16 protein-coding genes are annotated in these 23,430 nt (G+C 59.1%); 8 read left to right on the forward strand and 8 right to left on the reverse strand.

What is annotated here, in order from left to right; translation table 11 throughout:
- Positions 1-232 precede the first annotated feature (232 nt).
- The 5 genes from E0502_RS11815 (at position 233) to E0502_RS11835 (ending at position 10,701) form a co-directional block, all read left to right on the forward strand.
- On the forward strand, positions 233-2,758 hold the full coding sequence (locus E0502_RS11815; protein ID WP_240049045.1) for an EAL domain-containing protein: 2,526 nt from the start codon (positions 233-235) through the stop codon (positions 2,756-2,758).
- Between the two features lie 162 nt (positions 2,759-2,920).
- Positions 2,921-5,074, forward strand: coding sequence for an EAL domain-containing protein (locus tag E0502_RS11820; RefSeq protein WP_137678798.1), 2,154 nt, complete (start codon positions 2,921-2,923; stop codon positions 5,072-5,074).
- 82 nt (positions 5,075-5,156) lie between these two features.
- Entirely contained in the window at positions 5,157-6,992 is a 1,836-nt protein-coding gene (gene lepA / locus E0502_RS11825; RefSeq protein ID WP_137678198.1) for a translation elongation factor 4, read from the forward strand.
- 113 nt (positions 6,993-7,105) lie between these two features.
- Positions 7,106-7,441, forward strand: a complete 336-nt coding sequence (locus tag E0502_RS11830; RefSeq protein ID WP_137678199.1) for a DUF6481 family protein — start codon at positions 7,106-7,108, stop codon at positions 7,439-7,441.
- Between the two features lie 140 nt (positions 7,442-7,581).
- Positions 7,582-10,701, forward strand: coding sequence for an RNA-directed DNA polymerase (locus E0502_RS11835; protein WP_161593775.1), 3,120 nt, complete (start codon positions 7,582-7,584; stop codon positions 10,699-10,701).
- A gap of 1 nt (position 10,702) precedes the next feature.
- On the opposite strand, the gene E0502_RS11840 is transcribed toward E0502_RS11835, so the two are convergent.
- The 4 genes from E0502_RS11840 to E0502_RS11855 form a co-directional block, all read right to left on the reverse strand.
- Positions 10,703-11,617, reverse strand: coding sequence for a hypothetical protein (locus E0502_RS11840; protein WP_137678201.1), 915 nt, complete (start codon positions 11,615-11,617; stop codon positions 10,703-10,705).
- A gap of 91 nt (positions 11,618-11,708) precedes the next feature.
- Complete coding sequence (locus E0502_RS11845) at positions 11,709-11,879, reverse strand: Flp family type IVb pilin (RefSeq protein ID WP_240049049.1); 171 nt, start codon at positions 11,877-11,879, stop codon at positions 11,709-11,711.
- Positions 11,880-11,922: 43 nt separating this feature from the next.
- A complete protein-coding gene (locus E0502_RS11850; protein WP_137678203.1) occupies positions 11,923-12,093 on the reverse strand; it encodes a Flp family type IVb pilin in 171 nt (56 codons plus the stop codon).
- A 90-nt stretch (positions 12,094-12,183) separates the two neighbouring features.
- Complete coding sequence (locus E0502_RS11855) at positions 12,184-12,717, reverse strand: hypothetical protein (RefSeq protein ID WP_137678204.1); 534 nt, start codon at positions 12,715-12,717, stop codon at positions 12,184-12,186.
- Between the two features lie 105 nt (positions 12,718-12,822).
- Between E0502_RS11855 and E0502_RS11860 the strand changes: the two genes are divergently transcribed.
- Positions 12,823-15,060, forward strand: coding sequence for a CHASE2 domain-containing protein (locus E0502_RS11860; protein WP_137678205.1), 2,238 nt, complete (start codon positions 12,823-12,825; stop codon positions 15,058-15,060).
- A 95-nt stretch (positions 15,061-15,155) separates the two neighbouring features.
- On the opposite strand, the gene E0502_RS11865 is transcribed toward E0502_RS11860, so the two are convergent.
- From E0502_RS11865 to E0502_RS11875, 3 genes are all read right to left on the reverse strand, one after another.
- Positions 15,156-16,100 (reverse strand): FecR family protein, encoded by a 945-nt coding sequence (locus tag E0502_RS11865; protein WP_137678206.1) that lies wholly within the window; start codon positions 16,098-16,100, stop codon positions 15,156-15,158.
- Positions 16,101-16,103: 3 nt separating this feature from the next.
- Positions 16,104-16,478 (reverse strand): tetratricopeptide repeat protein, encoded by a 375-nt coding sequence (locus E0502_RS11870; RefSeq protein WP_137678207.1) that lies wholly within the window; start codon positions 16,476-16,478, stop codon positions 16,104-16,106.
- A 63-nt stretch (positions 16,479-16,541) separates the two neighbouring features.
- Positions 16,542-18,683 (reverse strand): PQQ-dependent sugar dehydrogenase, encoded by a 2,142-nt coding sequence (locus E0502_RS11875; protein ID WP_137678208.1) that lies wholly within the window; start codon positions 18,681-18,683, stop codon positions 16,542-16,544.
- A gap of 118 nt (positions 18,684-18,801) precedes the next feature.
- Between E0502_RS11875 and E0502_RS11880 the strand changes: the two genes are divergently transcribed.
- On the forward strand, positions 18,802-20,679 hold the full coding sequence (locus E0502_RS11880; RefSeq protein WP_137678209.1) for a TonB-dependent receptor plug domain-containing protein: 1,878 nt from the start codon (positions 18,802-18,804) through the stop codon (positions 20,677-20,679).
- Between the two features lie 9 nt (positions 20,680-20,688).
- On the opposite strand, the gene E0502_RS11885 is transcribed toward E0502_RS11880, so the two are convergent.
- Positions 20,689-21,954: a glutamate-5-semialdehyde dehydrogenase gene (locus tag E0502_RS11885; RefSeq protein ID WP_137678210.1), complete on the reverse strand. Its 1,266-nt coding sequence runs from the start codon at positions 21,952-21,954 to the stop codon at positions 20,689-20,691.
- Positions 21,955-22,150: 196 nt separating this feature from the next.
- On the opposite strand from E0502_RS11885, the gene proB reads away from it, so the two are divergent.
- Entirely contained in the window at positions 22,151-23,395 is a 1,245-nt protein-coding gene (gene proB, locus E0502_RS11890) for a glutamate 5-kinase (RefSeq protein ID WP_240049051.1), read from the forward strand.
- Positions 23,396-23,430: the final 35 nt, after the last annotated feature.

The raw sequence follows: 23,430 nt of genomic DNA on the forward strand, positions 1-23,430 counted from the left end.
AGCCTTCGGGCATCGCGCAAGCATGGGCGGACCAAAACCGCAACGGCACAGCCAAACACAAGTCTCTCCGCGTGCTCGCGCGAAGGGCGACCCTGCACGTCTTGCAGCCGTCACTGAGACTGATGGACCGAAAAAGCAGGATCGCAGATCGAACAGCGAGCGACGCGATCGTGGTTCTCGCGACAATGTCAGCAGCAGGGCGAAGGTCGAGAAAGTCCAACAAAAGCGGCACGTGCTGCCAAGCCATTGGTGGTTCATATCTGTCGCCCTTATCGCCAGCCTGATCGTTGCGAGCATCATCGCCGGCGCTTTGCCGCCGATAAACATAGCGGGAATTACCCTGGCCGGAGCGGCAGTGGCTGCAATGACGCGTGTCGTCGCCCCGTGGGAGCGGAGCAATTCAGCGAAAAGCACCCTGGCCAAAGTGGCTGGCTGGGCAGTCATTCTCATCCCGTATTTGACCTTTTCCTACTCGCTGGTGTTGTGGAATCAGATGGCCGGTCTCGGTTGGCCATGGGTCATCGCCGGTCTGATCACGTTCAACACACTGGCGTTCAGCCTTTTGACTGAACGCCCGCCGCAGCAAGTGAGTTGCCTGATTGCTTCCTGGGGCACCGTCGCTGTGACCCTTGGCACGGCAGAAGCGATCGGCGGCTTCTTGCTTGGCATATTCTTCATCGCCCTGATCGGAAAATATCAGGCCCATGTGAACAGGAAACGTCTCGCAATTACCGATATTCGAGAGCGCGAGCGCAATCGGGCGGAAGACATCCTGCGTGATTATGAAGAGACGGGGCAGGGCTGGTTCTGGGAAACCGACCGCCGCGGACATTTGACCTATCTCTCGACGTCGGTTGCAAAGACCCTGAAGCGTGCGCGAAGCGAATTGATACAGCGGCCCTTCACGGAATTGTTCGATCTTGGCAGTGACAACCAGGATGGCGAACGCACTCTGACTTTCCATCTTTCCTCGCGATCGTCATTCCAGGAACTGGGCGTCAAAGCGCACGTCCTGGGTGAAGATCGCTGGTGGTCTGTCAGCGGCAGACCGGCGTATGACGGTTTTGGCAATTTTATTGGTTTCAGGGGGTCCGGAACCGATCTAACCGAAAAGAAGCGCAGCGAGGAATCCGTCCAGCGGCTGGCTCAGTTCGACTCCTTGACGGGGTTGGCCAACCGGTTCCAGATGCAGCAGACGCTTGATAAGATTCTCGCTGCACCGATTGAAACCCAGAGGGAATGCTGTGTATTCCTGCTCGATCTCGACCGGTTCAAACAGGTCAACGATACCCTTGGCCACCCTGCCGGCGATGCGTTGCTCAAGCAGGTTGCTCAGCGTCTGGAGCGGACGGTCGGCAAAGACGGTCGCGTGGGCCGTCTCGGCGGAGACGAATTCAAAGTAATCTTGCCGGGACGGGTGGCGCGTGAACGCCTGGCTCAACTTGCACAGGAAATCATCAGTTCGCTGTCGCAACCTTACTCGATCGAAGGGCAGCGCGTGACGATCGGTGCGTCGATCGGCATCGCGATCTCGCCGGAAAATGGCGAAACGAGCGAATCCATCATCCGCAATTCCGACCTTGCGCTGTATGCAGCGAAGGATGGTGGACGTGGACGTTACCATTTCTTCTCCGACGATCTCCATTCTGCGGCAGAAGAACGATCCAGAATGGAAGAAGACCTGCGCGATGCAATCGCGCATGGCGGGCTCGATCTGTACTATCAGCCTGTGCTCCATGCCTCCGACAATACAATTGCCGGGTTCGAGGCTTTGCTGCGATGGAATCATCCGGTTCAAGGTTGGCTCTCGCCAGAGAAATTCATTCCAGTCGCTGAGGATACGGGCCTCATCAACGCGATTGGTGAATGGGCCATCAGAACGGCCTGCGCAGATCTCGCGAAATGGCCGACCAATATCCGCTGTGCGGTCAATGTTTCGCCTCTGCAGTTTGCCAACCCGCAATTGCCCTCGATCATAACCAACGCGATCGCATCATCCCAGATCGAACCGGGGCGGCTCGAGCTGGAAATCACAGAGAGCGTCTTCCTTAACGATGATGCAGGCACGGAAGCCATGTTCACTGCGCTGAAGCGGGTCGGAGTGCGCCTTGCGCTGGATGATTTCGGGACCGGCTATTCATCGCTCGGCTACCTCAAGAAAGCGCCGTTCGACAAAATCAAGATTGACCAGAGTTTCGTTCGCGGCGCGACTCAGCCGGGTAGTCGCAACGGAGCCATCATTGCCTCGATTACCAGCCTCGCAAGAGACTTGGGAATGGATACGACGGCCGAGGGTGTCGAGACGCTCGACGAGCTTGAACTGGTGCGCAAGCTTGGCTGCAGCCACGTTCAGGGATATATCTTCTCGAAGGCAGTCCCATTCGATGCGGCGGCGACCATCATCGCCAATGGTCCGACCATGAAAGCTTCGGGATTCCGTTCAGCCCGTCCGGCTCGCCAAACCATGCTGCGTAAAGTCGTACTCGAACACGGAGGAGACTTCTACAAAGGCACTGTGCGCAACATTTCACAAGGCGGGGCGATGATTGAGGGCCTTTGGAATGTGCCTGTCGGGACTGCTTTCAACATCGCCATCAGTGCGACTGTGGTGGTCAAAGCCAGAACGATCTGGAGCGAAAATCAGAAGATGGGCGTGAAGTTCGAGCAGCAGCTCGCACTCGACAAGAATGGTCAGGTCGCGATCGGTGGTGATGAGGAAAGACGATCCATCCGCACCGACGAAAGCGATGCAGCATGATGGCCCGCAAGTTGTCACACGCCAGTGCAACATTGCGCTCGGCACATAGTCTTTTTGCTCTGAATTCCTACCAAGCCGGGACGGACAAGTGTCATGGCTAAGTCAGGCTTCTTATCGAAAATCGGCGGCGTCCACGCGCGTGTCGGTGCCGCCAGCAACCTCATGCCAATATCGCAGGATAGCGTCCGCGAACGTCTTGAACTGCTCGACAATTTCGAAGAATTGAAACTTGGCTGGTTTTGGGCAACGGACGCGAAAGGGCGTCTGATCTATTTGTCCCATTCCGCGATCGAGACACTGGGGCAAAGTGCGGACGAGATTATCGGTAAATCCCTGCCGGACCTGTTTGTCCCTGACAAAGACAGTGATCCGGGGAAAGCAGAGCGTCCTCTGCCTTTTCTGCTGAGCGCCCGCCACTCTTTCGCCGATATGCCCGCTCGGGTAGCATTGCCGCAGCAGGACGAGGAGATCTGGTGGTCGATCTCAGGAAAACCGCAAATCGGAAGCGACGGAACATTTCTCGGTTACAGAGGCTCCGCGAAGGATATTACTTTCTCTCGGGAGCGAGAGCGCGATACGGCGCGGCTTGCCCAATATGACGGGCTGACCGGACTTGCCAATCGCAACCATATGGAAAAACGGCTCACTGCCACGCTAATCGCGTACAAAGCGGCAAAGCGCAGCTGTGCCCTCATGCTGCTGGACCTGGACCGGTTCAAGGCAGTGAATGATACGCTTGGCCATCCGGCTGGTGATGAGGTCTTGAAACAGGTTGCCCAGCGGCTCCAAAAAGTAATTGGAAGCGATTGCGAGATCGGCCGGATCGGGGGTGACGAGTTTCAGATCCTCTTGCCTGATATTGATGACAGAGGCCAGTTGGGTGACATCGCGACGCGCTTGATCCAGATGATCGCGCAACCTTATTCTGTGAACGGCAATCGGGCGATTATCGGTGCATCGGTGGGAATTGCGATTGCGCCGTATGACGGTCTCGATGCTGAAGATTTGGTCAGTAGTGCCGACCTGGCGCTTTATTCGTCCAAGAGTGGTGGTCGCGGCCAGTTCCGCTTTTACTCAAGCGAGTTGAAGGAAGGGGCGCGGCTCCGAAAACAGATTGAGGAAGATCTGCGAGATGCCATTCCGCAGGACCAACTCGAGATGCACTATCAGCCACTTATTCAAGCGGGATCGAACATCGTCAAAGGCTTCGAAGCCCTGATGCGCTGGAATAATCCTGAGTCGGGTTGGATTAGTCCTGGGATCTTCATTCCTATTGCCGAAGAAACCAGCGTGATTACTGAATTGGGGGAGTGGGCGCTCAGGCGGGCCTGCCGCGATGCTGCCGAATGGCCGGGAGACCTGACAGTTGCGGTCAATGTATCGGCCGTCCAGTTCGCCAATGAAGACTTCGTCCAGGTGGTCAAGAACGTGCTTGAGAGTAGCGGACTCGACCCGGCCAGGCTTGAACTGGAAATTACGGAAAGCGTCTTCATGGCGGACCCCCACGCCACCAAACGCATGTTCGCGCGCCTGAAAAAGCTGGGCATCAGGCTGGCGCTCGATGACTTCGGGACCGGCTACTCTTCGCTCAGTTATCTAAGTCAGGCGCCTTTTGACAAGCTCAAGATCGACCAGAGTTTCGTTCGCGGAGCGACTGAGAATGGCAGCAACAACGCAGCGATCATCGACGCGGTAGTCAGTCTCGCCAATGCACTTGGGATGATAACAGTTGCCGAAGGTGTTGAGGCGAAGGACGAACTTGATCTGGTCGTCAATCGGGGCGCAACGCTGATTCAAGGTTATGTGTTCGCAAAGGCGTTGCCGCACAACGAAGTGTTGCAGCGGCTTGAGGAAGGCCGTTTGGAATATGACATCGTCGGGCCGGCCAGGCACCGTTCGGAGCGCAAGACAGTGTTCCGCCGTGTCGGTGTCATCCATGAAGATCATCGATACGAGGCGGTCTTGCGGAATCTGTCGAGCAGTGGCGCAATGATCGAAGGCATCCTGAATGTGCCGAAGGAAACGGACCTTGTCCTTGATTTGGGTGAGGGGCAACTGGTGGTGGCAAAGGTCCGTCGTTCGAAGGAGGCAACGCAGGGGCTCGAATTCGAAACAACACTCGTCAGCGACGGAGCCGACGGTTTGTGCACTCGCCATCGCATTTCTCCCTATGCGTTGGCGGCTGCTGGAATGCCGCTTCAGGCTTTGCCGACCGGTTATTATCCGCTGGTTGGCAATGATGGGGACCATGGTCCGAAGTCGCGACCCCAGTTTCTGGAAGTGACCACTTCCAAAAGCGCTTGGAATACCGATTAACCCGGTTTCCACGCAACGCGGTTGCTGACAGGGGCGAAGGGCATCGCTAAGGGGCTTGCAAACCCCTTTTGATTGATACCTGATGACTGACCTCTCCAAGATCCGCAACTTCTCCATCATCGCGCATATCGACCATGGCAAGTCGACCCTGGCCGACCGGCTGATCCAGTTCACCGGCGGGCTGACCGATCGCGAGATGTCCGAGCAAGTCCTTGATAACATGGACATTGAGAAAGAGCGCGGGATCACCATCAAGGCCCAGACGGTGCGCCTCAACTACACCGCCAAGGATGGCGTGACCTATGAGCTCAACCTCATGGACACCCCCGGCCACGTCGATTTCGCCTACGAGGTTTCCCGCAGCCTCGCCGCATGCGAAGGCGCGCTGCTGGTGGTCGACGCGGCGCAGGGCGTGGAGGCGCAGACCCTCGCCAACGTCTACCAGTCGATCGAGCACGATCACGAAATCCTCCCGGTTATCAACAAGATCGACCTGCCCGCTGCCGAACCGGAACGCGTCGCAGAGGAAATCGAGGAAATCGTCGGCATCGAAGCGCGCGGCACCTGGCAGGAGGGCGGCGCAGTCCTCACTTCCGCCAAGTCCGGCATCGGGATCGAGGACGTGCTCGAAGCGCTCGTCGCCCGCATCCCGCCGCCCACCGGTGACCGTGACGCCCCGCTGAAAGCCATGCTGGTCGACAGCTGGTACGACCCGTACCTCGGCGTGGTCATCCTCGTCCGCGTCATCGACGGCGTGCTCAACAAGGGGCTCAACGTCAAATTCATGCAGGGCGGCACCCAGCATCTGGTCGACCGGGTCGGCTGCTTCACCCCCAAACGCACCGACCTGGCGGAGCTTGGCCCGGGCGAAATCGGCTTCATCACCGCGCAGATCAAGGAAGTCGAACAAGCCAAGGTCGGCGACACCATCACCACGGTGAAGGGCGGGGCGGTCAAGGCGCTGCCCGGCTACAAGGAAGTCCAGCCGGTTGTGTTCTGCGGCCTGTTCCCGGTCGACGCGGCGGATTTCGAGAAACTGCGCGAAAGCATCGGCAAGCTGCGCCTCAACGACGCCAGCTTCAGCTTCGAGACGGAGAGCAGCGCGGCACTCGGCTTCGGCTTCCGCGCCGGCTTCCTCGGCCTGCTGCACTTGGAGATTATCCAGGAACGGCTGACCCGCGAGTACGATCTAGACCTGATCACCACCGCGCCATCCGTCGTCTATCGCATTCAGCTCAACAAATCGCGCACCGACCCGGCGCAGGAACTGATGCTGCACAACCCGGCCGACTATCCCGATCCCAGCCGGATCGACAGCATAGAGGAACCGTGGATCAAGGCGGTGATCTACACGCCCGACGAGTATCTCGGCTCCATCCTGAAGCTGTGCCAGGACCGGCGCGGCATCCAGATCGACCTGACCTATGTCGGCGGGCGCGCGCAGGTGACCTATGAACTGCCGCTCAACGAAGTGGTGTTCGATTTCTACGACCGCCTGAAATCGATCAGCCGCGGCTATGCCAGCTTCGACTACGAACAGATCGGCCTGCGCCAGGGCGACCTCGTGAAGATGAGCATTCTGGTCAACAACGATCCGGTCGATGCGCTCAGCATGATCGTCCACCGCGATGTGGCGGAGGCGCGCGGCCGCGGTATGTGCGAACGGCTGAAGGATCTGATCCCGCGCCATTTGTTCAAGGTTCCGATCCAGGCGGCCATCGGCGGCAAGGTGATCGCGCGTGAAACCATCGCCGCGATGCGCAAGGATGTGACCGCGAAATGTTACGGCGGAGACATCAGCCGCAAGAAAAAGCTGCTGGAGAAGCAGAAAAAGGGTAAGGCCAAGATGCGCGAGTACGGCAACGTCTCGATCCCGCAGGAAGCCTTCATCGCCGCCCTGCGCATGGGCGAGGAATAACCACGGCTCATTCCCGGGCCTGTCGAAAGGTCGCCCATCCGGCGCCTTTCTGACCGCACAAATATCACCCCGCCGGCCCCGCGCCGGCCAAGAAACAGAGACCGATTAGACTTATGGCTGGCTACAAAGAACCGACCTTCCAGGAACGCACCGCACTGGCGCAAAAGGCGCGAGAGAAGGCGCTGAAGAAACTCGCCGCCAGACCGAAGATGAGCGAAGAGGAAGTCGCCCGGCGCAAAGCCGCGCAAGAAGCCCGCGATGCCGCCGCCGCTGAAAAAAGCGCCGCCCGCAAAGCCGCCATCGAACAGGCCAAGGCCGAGAAGAAAGCCGCCGCCGAAGCCGCCGCCCAGGCCGCCGCAGAAGCCGCCGCCGTGCCGGTAAAGACCGAAGCCGAGCTAAAGGCCGCGCGCGACGCGAAGTATGCGGCGCGGAAGAAGCGGAAGCGGTAGGATACTTGAGCCAATCCTCATAGTATCGATTGCATCAGGCTCGGCTATATGTCGTGCAGATCAGAAATAGGACGCGAAAATTTTTAAGTGTATCTTTTCAACATCTCCAAGCTATGCACGACATATAGAAGTTGCTTGGCGTGGAGAGAATTTTGCTTGAATCTTGGGAAGGCCTTCACTTACGTGATCTCTTTTATGCGTTCAGAAAAGCGAAAGCTGATCGGTTTTACGAAACCTCGGTTCGCGCAGCTGAAAAGTTTGTGCTTTACGAGGATGAACTTGCCGCAAATTTGCAGAACCTCTTAGTTCAATTGCAAGCCGGAGAGATAGATTCGGTTGTCTCGTCCCCGCGACCATCCGTTACTGTACTTCCAAAACGCGCAAACTTTTCAGATAAGAAAGAGTCTACACACGTCCATTGGTCGAGTTTTGATCGTGAGCGCAAGAGTTGGCCAAATAAAGAATTGGTTCCTGAATTCAGATTCGTCGGTGACTTCTCTGTAAATCAACACATTCTGTCGGCGCTTTGGATAAATTTGATTGGTCATAAATACGACGCAGCCCTTGGCAAGAGCGCAATAGCATCTCGATTGCGTCGATATCAGGGAAGAGGTCTTCATGACCTTGGCGAGTATCACCTCGATGCAATCGGGAGTTTTGAGCCATATTATCGGCCGTACAAGGATTGGCGCGACGGCGGTCTCAAAGCGCTCGAGGACGCGCTAAAAAATGAGAGAGATGTGGCTGCAATAACGCTCGATGTCTCGAATTTCTATCACTCTATTGATCCAAATTTCGCCATCCATCCAGAGTTTCTAGAAGCATCTGGTATCACGATAACTCCGTGGGAGAGGGAGTTCACTAAGTCGATCTTGAATCTTGTTCAACATTGGCGCGCTGCTTGCGACTTATTGATGAAAAAAGTAGGTTGCCAAGATGCCGGGGAGCATAATTCCGGTCTACCTATAGGATTAAGTGTTTCTCGAGTACTTTCGAACGTATTTCTGAGCTCTTTAGATCGAGATTTTGAGAGAAATTTGTCACCGCTATACTATTCGCGGTATGTCGATGATATTTTTCTGGTAATCTCAGATCGCTCCCACTTTGATGATCAAATTGACCTAGTTCAGTTCATATCACAAAAGGTCCCATCGATATCCATAGAAGACGAAGACTATTCGCTTAAATACAATAACCCGTCTTGGGCTGGGCGATCAAAAATTTGCTTCGGATCGAATAAGCGGAAGGTTTTCTTCCTAAGCGGCGCATCAGGACTGGATTTGCTTGGGAATATTTCTGAGCAAATCCAATCAGTATCAAGTGAGAGAAGGCTGATGCCTTCAGTCGATGATTTGGACCGGCTGAGCTCAGCAAAGGTTTTGGCGAGTGGTAACAGCGCTTCAGATGAAGTGGATGCGCTGCGTAAAGCCGATGGACTTACGCTCAGGCGACTTGGTTGGTCGATCCTTTTGCGCTCGTTGAGCGTATTGACAAAAGATTTAGATTCTGGGGACTGGGTTGAGGCGCGTAAGAACGTTTATCGCTTTGCAAACGACCATGTAATTAGGGCCGACAGAATACTTGAGCATCTTGATAAGGTCCCTTGGCTATTTTCGATAGCCATATCTGTTCAAGATTATGCTCAAGCACAAGAGATTTTGTTTCGAACTCGAAAGTCAATCCTCCAGATTCGTGAGGCGAGCGGACGAAAGTTTTCCGTAAATGGATGTTCGGGTAATAATGCCAATGACATAATCTGGACGGAAACAGAAGTCGCAATCACCAAATTTTTCCGCGAGGCCTTGATCAGGTCATATGAAAATACTTTTCAAGATTCGCAAAGAAAATCGCTTGGTGCAATTCTGAAGGATTTGGGCCTATCATCAGACGAATTAGAAGAAAGTTCGGCGGCTGCCATCTCGTCTGATTGGGGCCGAATTCCTTACCGATATGCGCAGGAGACACATGTCCGACGGGTAGCGAATTCAGACGAGGAAGTCGTTTACTCGCTATATCCGCGCATCGATGACTTGAGAGAGTTCCTTGGCAACCGGAGGTCCGTCTGCAGAGTCCGTCTAGATGACGGCAAAATTGACGTTCATTCCGAAGAAAAACTTGAATCACTGCTTCCATATTTATTCCCGACACGACCATACCCCGCAGAAGAGGTGGCGCTGGCCGCTGCGGAGCAATGTGTATACCAGGATTCGTTGGCGTCTGCTCGCAATTGGTCGCGGTACGTACGGGCGCTACGGGGCATTTGGACCAAAACAGATCAACTTACGGATCTTCACATTCATGTGGCCGGCGATGCAGGCCAAGGGGTTGGCTTGAACACCACCGAGACCACAATTGACGATGTGGACCGAGTAGTTGAGCTTAATGGCGAAGCTTATGGCAGGCCCATACGGCTCGGAATTTCGAGTTTTGCGACTACGCTCAAAACTTGGAACGTTGGAGCAAGTGGCAGCAATGATGTTTCACCTGAACGTTACCGTTCGATCCGAGGGATAATCAATCAGGCGGTAACAACGATCCCTCGACCCGACTATTTGATACTTCCAGAATTGGCTGTGCCCGAACGATGGATTCCGACGGTGTCGCAATTTCTAAGGCAATCAGGGGTTAGTTTAATTGCAGGGGTGGATTACAGCTACCCTTCAAAGGAGCGTATATATAGCTCTGCAGTCCTTGCACTTAGAGATGATAGATTGGGCTATCCATCGACAATTCAAATCAGGCAGCCCAAATGCTTGCCTGCCCCTCATGAAGATCAAGAGTTACAACAAACATTTGGCAGGCGATGGTCTGATTTTCATATTAGATCGAAGCCGGTCTATGAGCATTTTGGCTTTTGCTTTAATGTACTCGTTTGCAGCGAGCTATCGAACATCGAGTACAGGAGGGCTGCGCAAGGAAGAGTGGACTCGCTATTCGTTTTGTCTTGGAACCAAGATTTAGAGACATTTTCAGCTCTCACAGAATCATCTGCTATCGACGTCCATTGCTTTGTCACTCTATGTAACAACAGGAGCTATGGGGATAGTAGGGTGAGAGCACCCATGAAAAATTCATGGGAAAGAGACATTTGTCGTCTTAGAGGTGGGCTGAACGATCATTTGGCTGTCGTAGATATTGATATAACCGCACTAAGACAGCATCAGAGCAAAGCCACGCCATGGCCTAAAAGCAGTGATAAATTCAAACCTGTTCCTGAAGGGTTTCGAATTTGCGATAAACGAAAAGTTAGTCCAGCTTGAGCTAATCCCACCCCTCATCCTTCATCGTCCTGATCCTCGGCCCGCTGTCCTTGGGCTCCTCCGTCTTATCCCGCCACCCCGGCGGCGGTAGCGGCATCGGTTCTTCCTCCTGCACTGTGCCGCGGCGCTTGCCATAGCGGGCTTCCTCTGCCGTGCGTTCTGCTGCCAGGTCGGCTTCGCTCGGCAGGTGACTTTCCCTCTCCACTTTGCGGCCGAGGTCGCGGGCGCGCAGGGTCTTGTAGTGGCGGTAGGCGTCGCGGGTCTCCGGGGTCAGTTCGCGCCACTCATAGCTGTCCCTTGTGAGGACTCGCTGGCGCAGGTCTTCCAGCTTGGCCTCGATCAGCTTGCGCGCCTCGGCTGCGCTTTTCATCCGGTTTTCGGGCAGGGCGGCTTCCCATTCCGCCCGCCACTTCTTGCGCCATTTTGCCTTCCATTTCCGTTTGAGCCGGCGTTTCTCCATTGTGCCGATTGCGCCCTTGTGGCCGGGCGGCGTTCCCCCCTGGCTGTCGGCTCCGAACCTTTGCGGCAGGCGGCTGCGGAGGATGAACATCACCAGCCGCTCGTTATAGCGGCGGCGGGTGGCGACGTGCTCGCCGTGGTAGTGGATCGTCTCTTCCGTGCCGTTGAGCGCGCGGTCCATCGCGGCGTCCTCGATCCGGCGCACCCCGTGGTCGAGCGCGGCCTCCCACGCGGCGGCGAAGGCTTCCGCCCCCTCGGCCCGGCGCAGCGCATAGGCGCCGTGCGTGCTGCGCCCGACCCGCTTGCACGCGCTGGCGACCGAGCCGGTGTCCGCCAGCGCCGCGATAAACGCGCGCTGGACCTGCGGCTTCCACCCGTTCGACCGGTCTTTCAGACGCGGGACGGGCAGGAAATGCGTGAGGGAAGGGGCGGCGGGGGTCTCGGGTCTATCGCTCATCGCAGAGCGTGAAGCAGATTTTCGCGATGTAGGAAAATGGTTGGGAGAATGGGGGCGGTTGAAGTGGGGGCGGCGAGGACCTTGCGGCGGGTTAGGCGGTACCGGCTGAGGATAGCTTGGCTTCGACATCCTCGAAATTCTTGGTGACCTCGTTGCCCACGCCCTGCATCGCGACAATCGCACCCATGGCGATCAGCGCGGCAATCAGCGCGTATTCGATGGCGGTCGCGCCGCTCTCGTCGGAGATCAGTCTACGGATCATGCGGGGCATTGTGGCGGGCAAACCCTGCCGGACGGTTAACGCGTCAAACGGTGTTGTTGCCGCCCAGCGTCGTCTCGACCGTGCTCATGGTGGTCGACAGCTCGTTGCCGGTGGATTGCAGCGCGACAATCATCGCAATCGCGATCAGTGCCACGATCAGCCCGTATTCAATCGCGGTCGCGCCGCTTTCATCTGTAATCAAGCGTGCCAGCATGGCGCGTGCTCCCAATCTGCAGGCGGATTCATCGCCTGTTTGGGTTTCCACCGGCTGAAGCGGAGCGGTTAACGGCGCGGTCACGAGGATTCAGTCGGCGAACTGCTGGGCCTCGAAATCGAGCACGGCCTGCGCACCCTCTTCGGCATGGAGGCGCAGTTTCTCCAGCGCGTTGTGGCAGCCCATCGCCATCATCGCGACATGCTGCGAGTATTCGTCCAACGGCATCGGCTCGTCAAATTGCGCTTCGACCAGCTGGATGACGAGGCACTTGCCATTGTCCTGCTGCTCGATCGTGTAGCGCTCCTTGCTCCACCGGAGCCTCCCCTTCTGGACTTCAGCGGAGCAATCGTAGGCATAGACCTTGCCCGGCACAGCCTCGGTTACAGTCATCAGGAAATGCGCATCGGGCATCTGCTGCATGGTGTAGCGATACTGTTCGGGATCGGTGCCGACCCGGACCAGCGAGTGACCCAGCTCGCGCTTGGAGTTGCTCTCGCTCGCGCAGTCGATCAGCGCATAGATATGCTCCGGCGCGGCTTCTATCTCTTCCTCGAAATCGAAAGTGACCGGACCCTCTGGCGCCATTTCCGGGCCGAACATTTTTTTGAACCAGCTGAACATTGTATGTGCTCCTCTTCAAAAACCTTGGAATGGCCGTAGCGCGCAAAGGTTGACGGGTTGCAAAGTGCAGGGGCCGGCATAAGGTCCGCGAGGGGGGAGGGGACTATGTTCGAACGCCTGCGGAATAGCGCCAACGGGCTCGCCATCGCGGTCGGTCTGGCGGCGATGCTGGCCGTCGCCTTGTTGCAGTGGGCGGACTTGCGCTTGCTGCGCCTGCCCGGACTGCAGGTGTTCGATCTGTACCAGCAGGCCGCCCCGCGTGAATATCGCGATCCCTCGGTTCGCGTGGTCGATATCGATGAAGACTCGATCGAACGCGTCGGCCAATGGCCCTGGCCGCGGACGCAGATCGCCCGGCTGACAGAGCGTCTGTCTGAGGCCGGCGCCGCGGTGATCGCGTTCGATGTCGTGTTCTCCGAACCGGACCGCACTTCGCCGGAAGCCATCGCCGCCGGTCTGCGCCGCTCCGACCCGGATAGCGAAACCGCCGCGCGGCTCGATGGATTGCCCGGCAACGATGCTGCGCTGGCGGAAAGCTTCGCGAAGACCAACGTCGTCAGCGGCTATTTCCTCTACAAGAGCGAACGGGGCGGCGAATACGAGCCGCCTGTTGGCGTGACGATTGCTGGATCGGACCCTGAAAAAGTCGAGCGCTACGAGGGCGTGATTGCTCCGTTGCCTGTTCTTGATGCGGAGGCACAGGGGGCAGGGTTCCTGACCAAAGAGAAGGATTACGACGGTGTCACCCGCCGCGCGCCTCTGGTGGCGATGTATGACGGGCAGGCGGTAACCGCGCTCTCGGTCGAAGCCCTACGCGTGGCGCAAGGGGCAGGAACGACGGTCATCACCATGAGCGATGCGTCGAGCGAGGGCGGCGGAGCGCCCGGTTCGGTCGTATCTCTGCGGATTGGCGACTTCGAAGTGCCGACCACGGAAGCGGGCGAAATCTGGGTCTGGTTCAGCGAAGAACAGCCTGACCGAACAATTCCGGCGTGGAAGGTGCTGGATGAAGGCACCAGCATCGAAGAACTGGCCGACGCGGTACAGGGGCGGATTGTCTTTGTCGGCACCGGCGCGACCGGTCTGCGCGACATCGTGGCCACTCCGCTCAATGACGAAGAAGCCGGAGTGATGGTTCACGCCCAGGCCGCCGAGCAGATGATCGAACAGCAGTTCCTCGTCCGGCCCGACTGGGCATGGGGGCTGGAACGGATCCTGGTGATCATTCTGGGCGCAGCGCTGGCGCTGCTACTGCCGAGACTCGGCGCAGTGGTCGGCGCCGCTGTGGGTAGCGCGGGTATTCTGGGCGTTGGCGGGGGCAGCTGGCTGGCATTCAGTCAGGAAGGACTGTTGATCGACCCGACCTATCCGGTGCTCGGTTTAGTCGCAGTCTACGGCCTGCAGACAGTGTTCGCATTCAACCGCGAGGAGCACCGCCGCGCCTATATTCATCAGGCGTTCGACCGTTACCTTTCGCCCGCGCTGGTGCGCCAGATCGCAGAAGATCCGGGCAAGCTGGAACTTGGCGGCGAAGAACGCGAGATGACGGTTCTGTTCTGCGATATCCGCAGCTTCTCCGCGATATCGGAACAGATGGACCCGAAGGCGGTGATCGATTTCCTCGTCGCCTTCCTCACCCCGATGTGCGACGAATTGCTCGAACGCAAGGCGACGGTCGACAAGTTCATGGGCGATGCGATCCTGGCCTTCTGGAACGCACCGCTCGACGATCCAGAACATTTTCGCAATGGCGCGCGCTCCGCCTTGGCGATGATCGACCGGCTGAAAACGCTCAATGAGCAAATGGCCAAGGCAAAGAAAGACGTGCCATGGCCGGGCGAGGTGAAGATCGGCATCGGGATGAATTCAGGCCTGTGCTGCGTCGGCAATATGGGGTCGAGCCAGCGCCTGTCCTATTCGTTGATTGGCGACACGGTGAATCTGGCTTCACGGCTCGAAGGATTGTCCAAGACGTATGGCGTGCCGATTGTGATCGGCAGCGACCTTGCGGCCAATCTCGACGGGTTTGCGCTGCTTGAACTCGATCGGGTTCGCGTGGTTGGCCGCGATGCGCCAGAAACGATCTTCGGCCTGCTGGGCGATGAAGAGCTGGCCTCACGCGAAGAACTGGGGCGCCTCTCAGATGCGCACAATGCCATGCTCACCGCTTACCGCGCTCAACAATGGTCCGGCGCGCAGCACCTGCTTGATGATGACGCAGAGGCTTATCGAAATTTCGGTCTGGCCGCGCTGCTTCAGCTGTACCGCGATCGCTGCACCGGCCTTGCCGCCGCGCCCCCCGGGGAAGATTGGGACGGCGTCTATCAGGCGACGAGCAAATAGACTCGGCGATCAAATCGCGGGCATTTCTCCCTGATCGCGAAAAGCCCGGCCGCTTCGGGGTTTAATGTCGTCCCATGGGAATCGCCATCGGGCTATCAGTCGATCCGGTCTCCGCAGTCCGGCGAATCCGGGTATTGCTGGCAATAGTCGCCGCCCGAAGTCGGGTTGGTCGGCTCTGTTGCGGTCGAGTTTGGATCGTCGTCGTTACCGCTCAGGATGATCGCACCGACTGCAATACCTGCCGCTACGCCCAAGACCGGCAGCAGGTCGTCCAGAAAGCCGCCCTTGTTCGCGCGCCATACGTTGTTCGAAATCAGATCCTGCACATTTGACAGGCCGGCGGGGGAGATCCGGAACGGTCCGATGGGTTCTGCTCCGGCATAGGGCACATAGGCCGCCAGCGAAGGCTCATCGAGCGTAACCGTTTGCGTGGCGCCAGTAACATCGACTGCGCCCGGGGCGACATTGCCGACGGCGTTCGGGCCCGGACCGCGCAGGACGACGAACATCGCCGTGTCCTTGTCATGATCGGTGCCGCGCGGGATGCCTTCCTCTTCTTTGGCGAGATCGACCGCACGTCCACCGACAATGAAATCGACTGCGGTGCCGCGAATGCCGATAGAGCCCGATGGCGAGTTGAACTGGCCACCTGAGTTCTCTTCACGTTTCCCGGACATGAAGCGGAATGCGCCCTTGGCAATAGTGCTGGAAAAACTGCGCCCGCCATTGGGATCATAGACAAAGCGGTCGATCGTGAGGCGGGAATTGGACCCCATGGTCATTGTCGAGCGGTCGAGCAGCAGCATCTGCAGCTTGCTTTTGCCGCCGGTGCGCATGGTGTCGCCCCAGCTGAGGCGCTGGCGGCGCTGGACCTTCTTGGGCTTGGTGACCGCCTTGTTGCTGAATTTGACATCGCCCGTGACAGTCGCTGCGATACCCACGCGGACCTGCTGCGATGCGGCGGGGCCGACGACAATGAACAGGCCGGCAATCGCGGCCATCAGGAGCTTGAAGGACGTGAAGGTGTAATGCTTAGCCATTGATCAGCCCTCCGCCTTCTGGAAGCCGCACTGCGCAAGCGCGTCGTTCCATTCTGCATCGGAATATTTCTTGCGCCGCAGCTTGTCGAACTCGACCGCTGCGCCCAGCGTATCGTCGATCCGGCACAGGAAAATCGCGTGGAGCAGCCGCGCTTCGTCGAATTTCGGGTGGACAGCGAGAACCCGCTCCAACGTCGCGATGGCATCGAGATATTCGCCGCGCGAGGCATAGTCGCGCGCCAGGAACATGCCGAGTTCCTTATCCTCGGCGGCATCGGACATGACGTCGAGCTCTTCGATCGTCTCGGCAGCCAGCGGCAAAGGCATGAATGACATTGCGGCAACGCAGATCGCTCCGCGCAGCATAAGTGAAGACATTTTCCCGACCTCCCCGTCAGACGGCGAGCGTACCACGCAAGCTTGTCGCAGGGAAGGGCCGCGCTATTCGGGCGCGGGACCGTCGCTGCCTTCGCGCAATCCGATGACATAGTCGGTCAATGCGTCGATCTCTTCGTCTTCCAGCACGCCCGCCCATGGCGGCATGGCCTCGGACATGCCGACCGCCGCGCCGCCGCCGACCAGCGCCTGGCGGATGAGCGGGCGGGGACGGTTGGCGAAATCGGCACTGAGGAAATTCGTTGGCGCCGCTCCGAGTGCCTTGGTCAGCATTTCCGCATCGGGGCCGTCACCGCGCCCCTGCTCGCCATGGCAGCGGGCACAATTGGTCACAAAGCTTTCATGGATTTCTTTTTCGGTCATGGCGACCTGCGCAGCTGCCGCTGCTTCTCCGCCGCCGCCGATGGAGGAACCCGCGCCGCCATCCTTGCGGACCAGTTCGACGATCGCTCCGTTGGGCGAATTGGAAGAACCCATCACGGTGATAAGGATCCTGTCGTCGGGGGCCTGGATGATCGAGGTGAAGCCGCGCTGAGCGTATTTGTCCGCCTGACCCAGCGTTTCCACGGTTTCGACCTGTTCGCCGGTGGCGGGGATCGCCCAGAACTTGCCGGAGTAATTGTCCCCGAAGATGTACTTGCCTTCGAGCGATGGCCAGCGCGATCCGCGATACACCAGCCCGCCGATGATCGAGCGATCATAAGCGGTGTGGCGATAGGTGTAGACCGGGCCGGTTTCCTTGCCGATCACAGTGCCGGGCCTGGCCACATCGGTCGGTTCGCGCCCTTCGACGAAGGGGAACTGGTAATTGTTGCCGGCAGCGATCAGATTGACCTCTTCCCATACGGTCGAGCCGACATCGCCGGCCCAGATATTGCCTGTGCTCTTGTCGAACGCAAAGCGGAACGGATTGCGCAGGCCGATGGCAAAGAATTCACCCAGCGCATCGCCATTGTCCGCGAACGGATTGTCGAGCGGAATGTAATAGCCCTGCGTCGTACCGTTCTGCGGTTGGCGGGCGATCGGGCGCGAAATTGCGCCGCCCTGCTGCATCACGTCGATCCGCAGCACCCCGCCGGTCAGCGTCGTGTCGATCGTTTGCTGTTTGTCCGGCATGTCCATCTCGCCGAGCGAGAGGTAGAGCATGTCGTCGGGGCCAAATTCGACATGGCCGCCGTTGTGATATTGCGACGGCGGACGGCCGACGGCGATAAGGTTCTGCTGCGATGCGAGAATGTCTTGCGCCGATCCGGCCGCAAGGTCGAAACGCGCCAGATAATTGGTCTGCGCGTCGGCCGTGTAGCTGGTGAAATAGAGGTATACGAAGCGCGCGCTGCCGTCCTCCTGCGTATAGCGAGGATCGAAATCGAAGCCCATTGCGCCGTTTTCCAGATTGACCTCGCCAACCTGAGCGGAGAAATCGACCAGCAGTTCCTTCGTGCCGTCATCCGGGTAGCCGATCCGGTAGAGGCGTCCGGCGCGCTCAAGCACCAGCATGCGGTTGCTTGCGCCCGGTTCCATCCGGATCATGATCGGCTGGAGCAGCTGGGTCTTCGTGTTGACCGGCACGGTAATCCAGTCGCCATCGACCGAGACATTCTGGCGCACGCGGAACTCTGCGACCGCGTCACGAAATTCCTGGCTTTTGACATAGGCTGCTGCAGCGCCCAGCGGGGCAAGCGTGATGAGTATGGCGAGCCACGCCAATGGTTTGCGCAACAGCCCGAACAGCGCCTTGGCGAAAGCGCCCAGCCTGCCGGTGAAGTTGCTGCGGCCCGCAACATCGCTGTCCTTGCCCAGCGCGGCATAGCCGAGGCCGAACAGCGCCACACCGATGGCAAAAGCGCCGACCAGCAATTGGTGCGGAAACACACTGGAGCTGAGCAGGAACAGGGCCAGCGATCCCGCGCCCCATGCTGCCCCCCAGGCATAGACCTGCGTCGCGGCGCGCTCGGCCGATGCGAACAATGGTGCCGGACGGAAAAAGGCCAGCGCAGTGAAAATCACCAGGCTGGCAGACAGAACATAGATCCCGGTGGTGACCAGATTGCCGGTGGACAGTTCGACCGAAGGCAGTGGGAGCACCAGCCTGATCAGCGTGTGGAGGATGTCGCCCGCCAGATATCCTGCAATCAGCGAGACCGCGACGATCCCGAGACTGACGAAAACACTGGAAAATTTATCCATGGCCCTACGCTTCCCTTGTTTTTTGGCGCGGATACAGGTTTTGGGCGTGGCTGCGAACCGGGCGCGGTCGGTAATGCCCAAAAAGATTAGCGCTCTTTGTGGGCCGAGGAATTGAAAAATGACTACCAGATCAAGATTTTACATCTGCGGAGCCAGCTCGGTCGCGATTGCTGCGGTCAGCTGGCCTGCCGCAGCACTGGCGCAGGAGGAGGACGCGCCAATCGTCGTCACCGCTACGATCGATGATCCGGCACAGACAGACACGGCACCGCCAGCCGCGCTTGACCGGCAGGCGATCGAAACGCTGGCTCCGGTCTCGGTCACTGGCCGGCTGAGCCTCGTGCCGGGCGTGTTCGCGTTCGAGAAAGGCGGGCCGGGCGGGGGCAGCTATGTTTCAATTCGCGGCGGCGAGCCCAATTTCGCGCCGGTCACGATCAACGGCGTGCGGGTCGATGATCCGCTCAATTCGTCTGGCGGCGGGTTCGATTTCACCCGGCTCGATCCGAAACTGGTGGAGAGGCTCGCGATCCTTCGCGGCCCGCGCTCGACCGTCTACGGGGCGGATGCCCTGTCCGGTATCGTCGCAGTGGAACTCGGCGCACCGCAAGGCAGCTCTGTCGGAGGCTTTGCCGGGCTAGGCACAGAGGGCCGCTATGAAGTGGGCGCTCATGCGGCGTTTGCCGGCGTTACCGTAGCGGCAAGCCATACCGATACCGACGATCTCTATTCCGGGACGCGGCTCAGGCGGGACAACGCCATGATGCTGGTTTCGCCCGATCTCGGCCCCGAATTGTCGCTTGATCTGGTGGCATTTTACGGCGCGAGCGAAAGCCTTGGCTTTCCCGAGGACAGCGGAGGGCCGCGGCTGGCGGTACTGCCCGATCCCGAGGCGCGCGAAGGACGGCAGTTCGTGATTGGCGGGGCCTTTGCTGCGCAGGCAAGCGAAGACGTGACGCTGCAGCTGCGCGGGTCTTACGCCCGCAGCGATTTCGAGAGCAGCAATCCGGGCATTGCCCCCGGAGTGCTCGATGGAGTGCCGCCGATCATCACGGACAGCGCGTTCGAGCGGGTCGATACGGCAGCAAGCGCAACATGGCGGCCGCTCGACAATATCCAGCTCGAAGCCGGGGCATCCTTTGTGCATGAAACGGGCACCAGTGTGGGCGAGATCGATTTCGGCTTCGCCATTCCCACCGAATTCACCCTCTCGCGCGATATGCCGGGCATCTTCGCCATCGCCACGCTTGGCCCGGACGGCGGGGTCCAGGCGACTGCAGCGGCCCGGATCGATTGGCCCGAAGGCGGCAAGGCGCGTCTGAGCCCGCGGCTGGGTGTGTCCGCGCCGGTGACACAGAACGTGGAATTTTTCGCCCGCTACGCCGAAGGGTTCAAACGGCCGAGCTTGTTCGCGCTCGGCTATCCGCTGATTGCCAACCCCGATCTGGAGGATGAGCGCAGCACGGTCTACGATGCGGGCGTGGCGCTGAAGTCGGCTGACGAGGCGTGGCGCGGTTCGCTCACCCTGTTTCGGGCCGAGTACAGCAATCTGATCGATTTCGATCCCAACCTGTTCACCAATGTAAACCGCTCCCGCGTCAATGCAGAGGGGGTAGAGCTGGCGGTTTCCGGGGCCGCTGGACCGGTTTCCGTTGAAGGGGCCATCACCCACCAGACAAGCGAATCGCGCGATGGTGCATTGCTGCGGTTCCGGCCTGAATGGACCGGGCGCGTGCTCGCAGGCTGGGCAGTGAGCGAGACCCTGCGTCTTGCCGTCGATGCGGAGATTGTCGGTGCGTTCAACGATTCATCAGTTCCGACCGGTTTCGTCCGCAATTCCGGCTACGAGACCATCGGCGCAGAAATCCGTTGGGATGCGAGCGAAGCGATCACCGTAACCGGCAGCGTGCGCAATCTGTTCGACGCGGATTTCGAGCGCACGGTAGGGTTCGCAGAGCCCGGCACCAACGCTTTCCTGTCCGTGCGGGCCCGCTACTGAAACTGCGGTTCAGGGGCGGGTCTGGCCGCTGCCGTGTACGAGGTATTTGAAGCTCGTCAGCTGCTCCAGCCCGACCGGACCGCGCGCGTGCATTTTGCCGGTCGCGATGCCGATTTCGGCGCCCATGCCAAACTCGCCGCCATCGGCGAACTGAGTCGAGGCATTGTGCATCACGATGGCGCTGTCGATGGCGGTCATGAAGCGGCGTGCCGCGTCATCATCTTCCGTCATGATCGCATCGGTGTGATGCGAGCTGTGGCTTTCGACCCATGCAATCGCTTCGTCCAGCCCGCCGACGATTTTTACTGAAGCCGTCGAGTCGAGATATTCCGTGCTCCAATCGTCATCGCTGGCGGGTTTGAGCCGCGCATCGATGGCGACCGCGTCGCTGTCACCGCGCAATTCGCACTCTTCGGCCATCGCTTCAGCGAGCAAGGGTATGAATTCCTTCGCCACCGCGCGGTCGACCACGATGCTCTCCGTCGCACCGCAAACGCCGGTACGGCGCAGCTTCGCGTTGCAGATCACATCGGCGGCTTTGGCGAGGTCGGCTTTTTCGTGGACATAGGAATGGCAGTTGCCGTCGAGATGCAGCAGCGTCGGCACGCTCGCCTGGTCGCGCACCAGTTCGACCAGGCCGCGCCCGCCACGCGGGATCACCAGATCGATATACTGATCCGCCTTTAGCAATGCGGCAACCGCGTCGCGACTGGTGGTCTGCACGGTCTGGACGGCGTCTTCCGGCAGTCCCGCTGCCTTGAGGCCTGCGCGCATGCAGGCGACAATCTCGCGCGTGGAATGGCGGCTTTCGCTGCCGCCGCGCAGGATGATCGCATTGCCGCTCTTGAGGCAAAGCGCGCTCGCGTCGGCGCCGACATTGGGGCGCGATTCATAGATCATTCCGATGACCCCGATCGGCACGGCTACCCTTTCGATCCTGAGGCCGTTGGGCCGATCGAATTGTGCGAGCAAGCGGCCGACCGGGTCGGGCAGCTCGGCAATCTGCTCCAGCGCGGTGGCCATACCCTCGATCCGGTCATCAGTCAGGCGCAGCCGGTCGATAAAGCTTTCAGGCTTCTTGCCCTCGACACTGGCGACATCCTCGGCATTGGCGTCGAGCAGCACCGGGCTTGCCTTGCGCAGTGCGTTCGCGGCTTCGCGCAGGGCGAGGTTCTTTGCCTCGGTGCTCGCAGCGTTGAGGCCGCGCGCGGCTTCTCGCGCACGTTCGCCCAGCTGGCGGATATGGATCGTCGGGTCGAGGGTCTGCTCGTTCATCGGTTTCCTTCAGTATTCGCTTGTCTGCTGCCGGTTGGGCGCCATGTTCCGGCCCGACCTAGGACGTGCAAAGTGGCGCGCAACCCCCGAGTTTCTCGGAACTGCGCGCGCACGTCATTCATTCGACTAACGAACCGAGGCGGAAATGTTTCCGTATGACCAAGATCCATGAAGGTGACCTTTGCCCCCCAAGACTTTGCCCCCCAAGAAGATTCAGCCGACCGTTAAGCCGATAACGCAGCCAGCTCCGAAATCGAGGGTAAAGAAGAAGAGAGTTGTCATCAAAATCGGATCGGCGCTGCTTGCCAATACCGATCTGCTGACACCGCGCTTTGGATTTCTGCAAAGGCTGCTGGAGGACGTCGCCCGGCTGCGGGCCGACGGCTACGAAGTGATCCTTTGCTCAAGCGGTTCGGTTGCGCTTGGCATGCGCATTGTCGGGGTGGAGCCGGAGACTGCCGGACTGACCGACAAGCAAGCCGCTGCCGCTTGCGGCATGCCGCTGCTGCTCAACGCGTACAGGCAGGTCGGATACGAGTTCGGGTTCGAGATCGCACAGATCCTGCTGACACTGGGCGATTTCGAAGATCACCGCCGGTTCCTGAACACTAAGAATACCGTCCACCGGCTGCTGCAGGCGAACATCATTCCCATCGTGAACGAGAATGACACGATCACCACCGAAGAGATCCGCGTCGGCGATAATGACCGGCTCGCGGCGAAAATCGCGCAGATGGTGCAGGCCGACCACTTCGTGATTCTGACCGGCGTAGAAGGGCTGTTCGACCGCGATCCGGATGATCCCGAGGCGCGGCTGGTCGAAGAGGTCAGCGATGTCAGCCAGTATCTTGAAGCAACCACCGGCACCAGTTCGCTCGGTACCGGAGGCATGCTGACCAAGCTGCAGGCGGCCAATATGGCGCAGAATTCAGGCTGCACGACATGGATTGCCGAGGGCGATGTCGATGCGCCGATATCCTCCGTCCTTTCCGGTGAGCGGCGCTGCACCAAATGCCTGCCCAATCCCAACCCCATGTCGGTGTGGGACAGCTGGCTGGCCGACCGGCTGCAAATGGCCGGCCATTTGGTCGTGACCGATGACGCGTGCGCAAGGCTGGGCGGAGATGAGCCAATTCACCGCAGTGATGTGGTTTCTATGGACGGCGACTATTCCCGCGGCGACGTGCTGCATATCTATGACAACGAGGGTGTCGAACGCGCGCGGGGCCTGACCGATTTCACGTCGGAAGAAACCCGCGTGATGATCAGCAATCCCGATATTCCGGCGGACCAGTTGCTTGGGTACAAGACCCATGCCGAGATCATCCGCTCGAACAATCTGGTGACACTGGAGACACATCACCTGCCGTGGGGAACGCCGGAAGAAACGGGGCAGCGCCGGACCTATCCGGTCGAAGACAATCCTCTCGGCGAAGGGTGACAGCGCCCGGGTCGCAAACAGGCCCACATATTCCG

Source organism: Parerythrobacter lutipelagi, assembly GCF_005434975.1.
GTDB classification, from domain to species: Bacteria; Pseudomonadota; Alphaproteobacteria; order Sphingomonadales; family Sphingomonadaceae; genus Parerythrobacter_A; species Parerythrobacter_A lutipelagi.

Excerpts from the sequence above, each read along its gene's own strand:
- E0502_RS11880 (WP_137678209.1), top strand. The coding sequence starts at position 18,802 with ATGACTACCAGATCAAGATTTTACATCTGCGGAGCCAGCTCGGTCGCG.
- E0502_RS11845 (WP_240049049.1), bottom strand. The coding sequence starts at position 11,879 with ATGATCCGTAGACTGATCTCCGACGAGAGCGGCGCGACCGCCATCGAA.
- E0502_RS11870 (WP_137678207.1), bottom strand. The coding sequence starts at position 16,478 with ATGTCTTCACTTATGCTGCGCGGAGCGATCTGCGTTGCCGCAATGTCA.
- E0502_RS11840 (WP_137678201.1), bottom strand. The coding sequence starts at position 11,617 with ATGAGCGATAGACCCGAGACCCCCGCCGCCCCTTCCCTCACGCATTTC.
- E0502_RS11855 (WP_137678204.1), bottom strand. The coding sequence starts at position 12,717 with ATGTTCAGCTGGTTCAAAAAAATGTTCGGCCCGGAAATGGCGCCAGAG.
- E0502_RS11830 (WP_137678199.1), top strand. The coding sequence starts at position 7,106 with ATGGCTGGCTACAAAGAACCGACCTTCCAGGAACGCACCGCACTGGCG.
- lepA (WP_137678198.1), top strand. The coding sequence starts at position 5,157 with ATGACTGACCTCTCCAAGATCCGCAACTTCTCCATCATCGCGCATATC.
- E0502_RS11885 (WP_137678210.1), bottom strand. The coding sequence starts at position 21,954 with ATGAACGAGCAGACCCTCGACCCGACGATCCATATCCGCCAGCTGGGC.
- E0502_RS11850 (WP_137678203.1), bottom strand. The coding sequence starts at position 12,093 with ATGCTGGCACGCTTGATTACAGATGAAAGCGGCGCGACCGCGATTGAA.
- E0502_RS11860 (WP_137678205.1), top strand. The coding sequence starts at position 12,823 with ATGTTCGAACGCCTGCGGAATAGCGCCAACGGGCTCGCCATCGCGGTC.
- E0502_RS11865 (WP_137678206.1), bottom strand. The coding sequence starts at position 16,100 with ATGGCTAAGCATTACACCTTCACGTCCTTCAAGCTCCTGATGGCCGCG.
- E0502_RS11820 (WP_137678798.1), top strand. The coding sequence starts at position 2,921 with ATGCCAATATCGCAGGATAGCGTCCGCGAACGTCTTGAACTGCTCGAC.
- E0502_RS11875 (WP_137678208.1), bottom strand. The coding sequence starts at position 18,683 with ATGGATAAATTTTCCAGTGTTTTCGTCAGTCTCGGGATCGTCGCGGTC.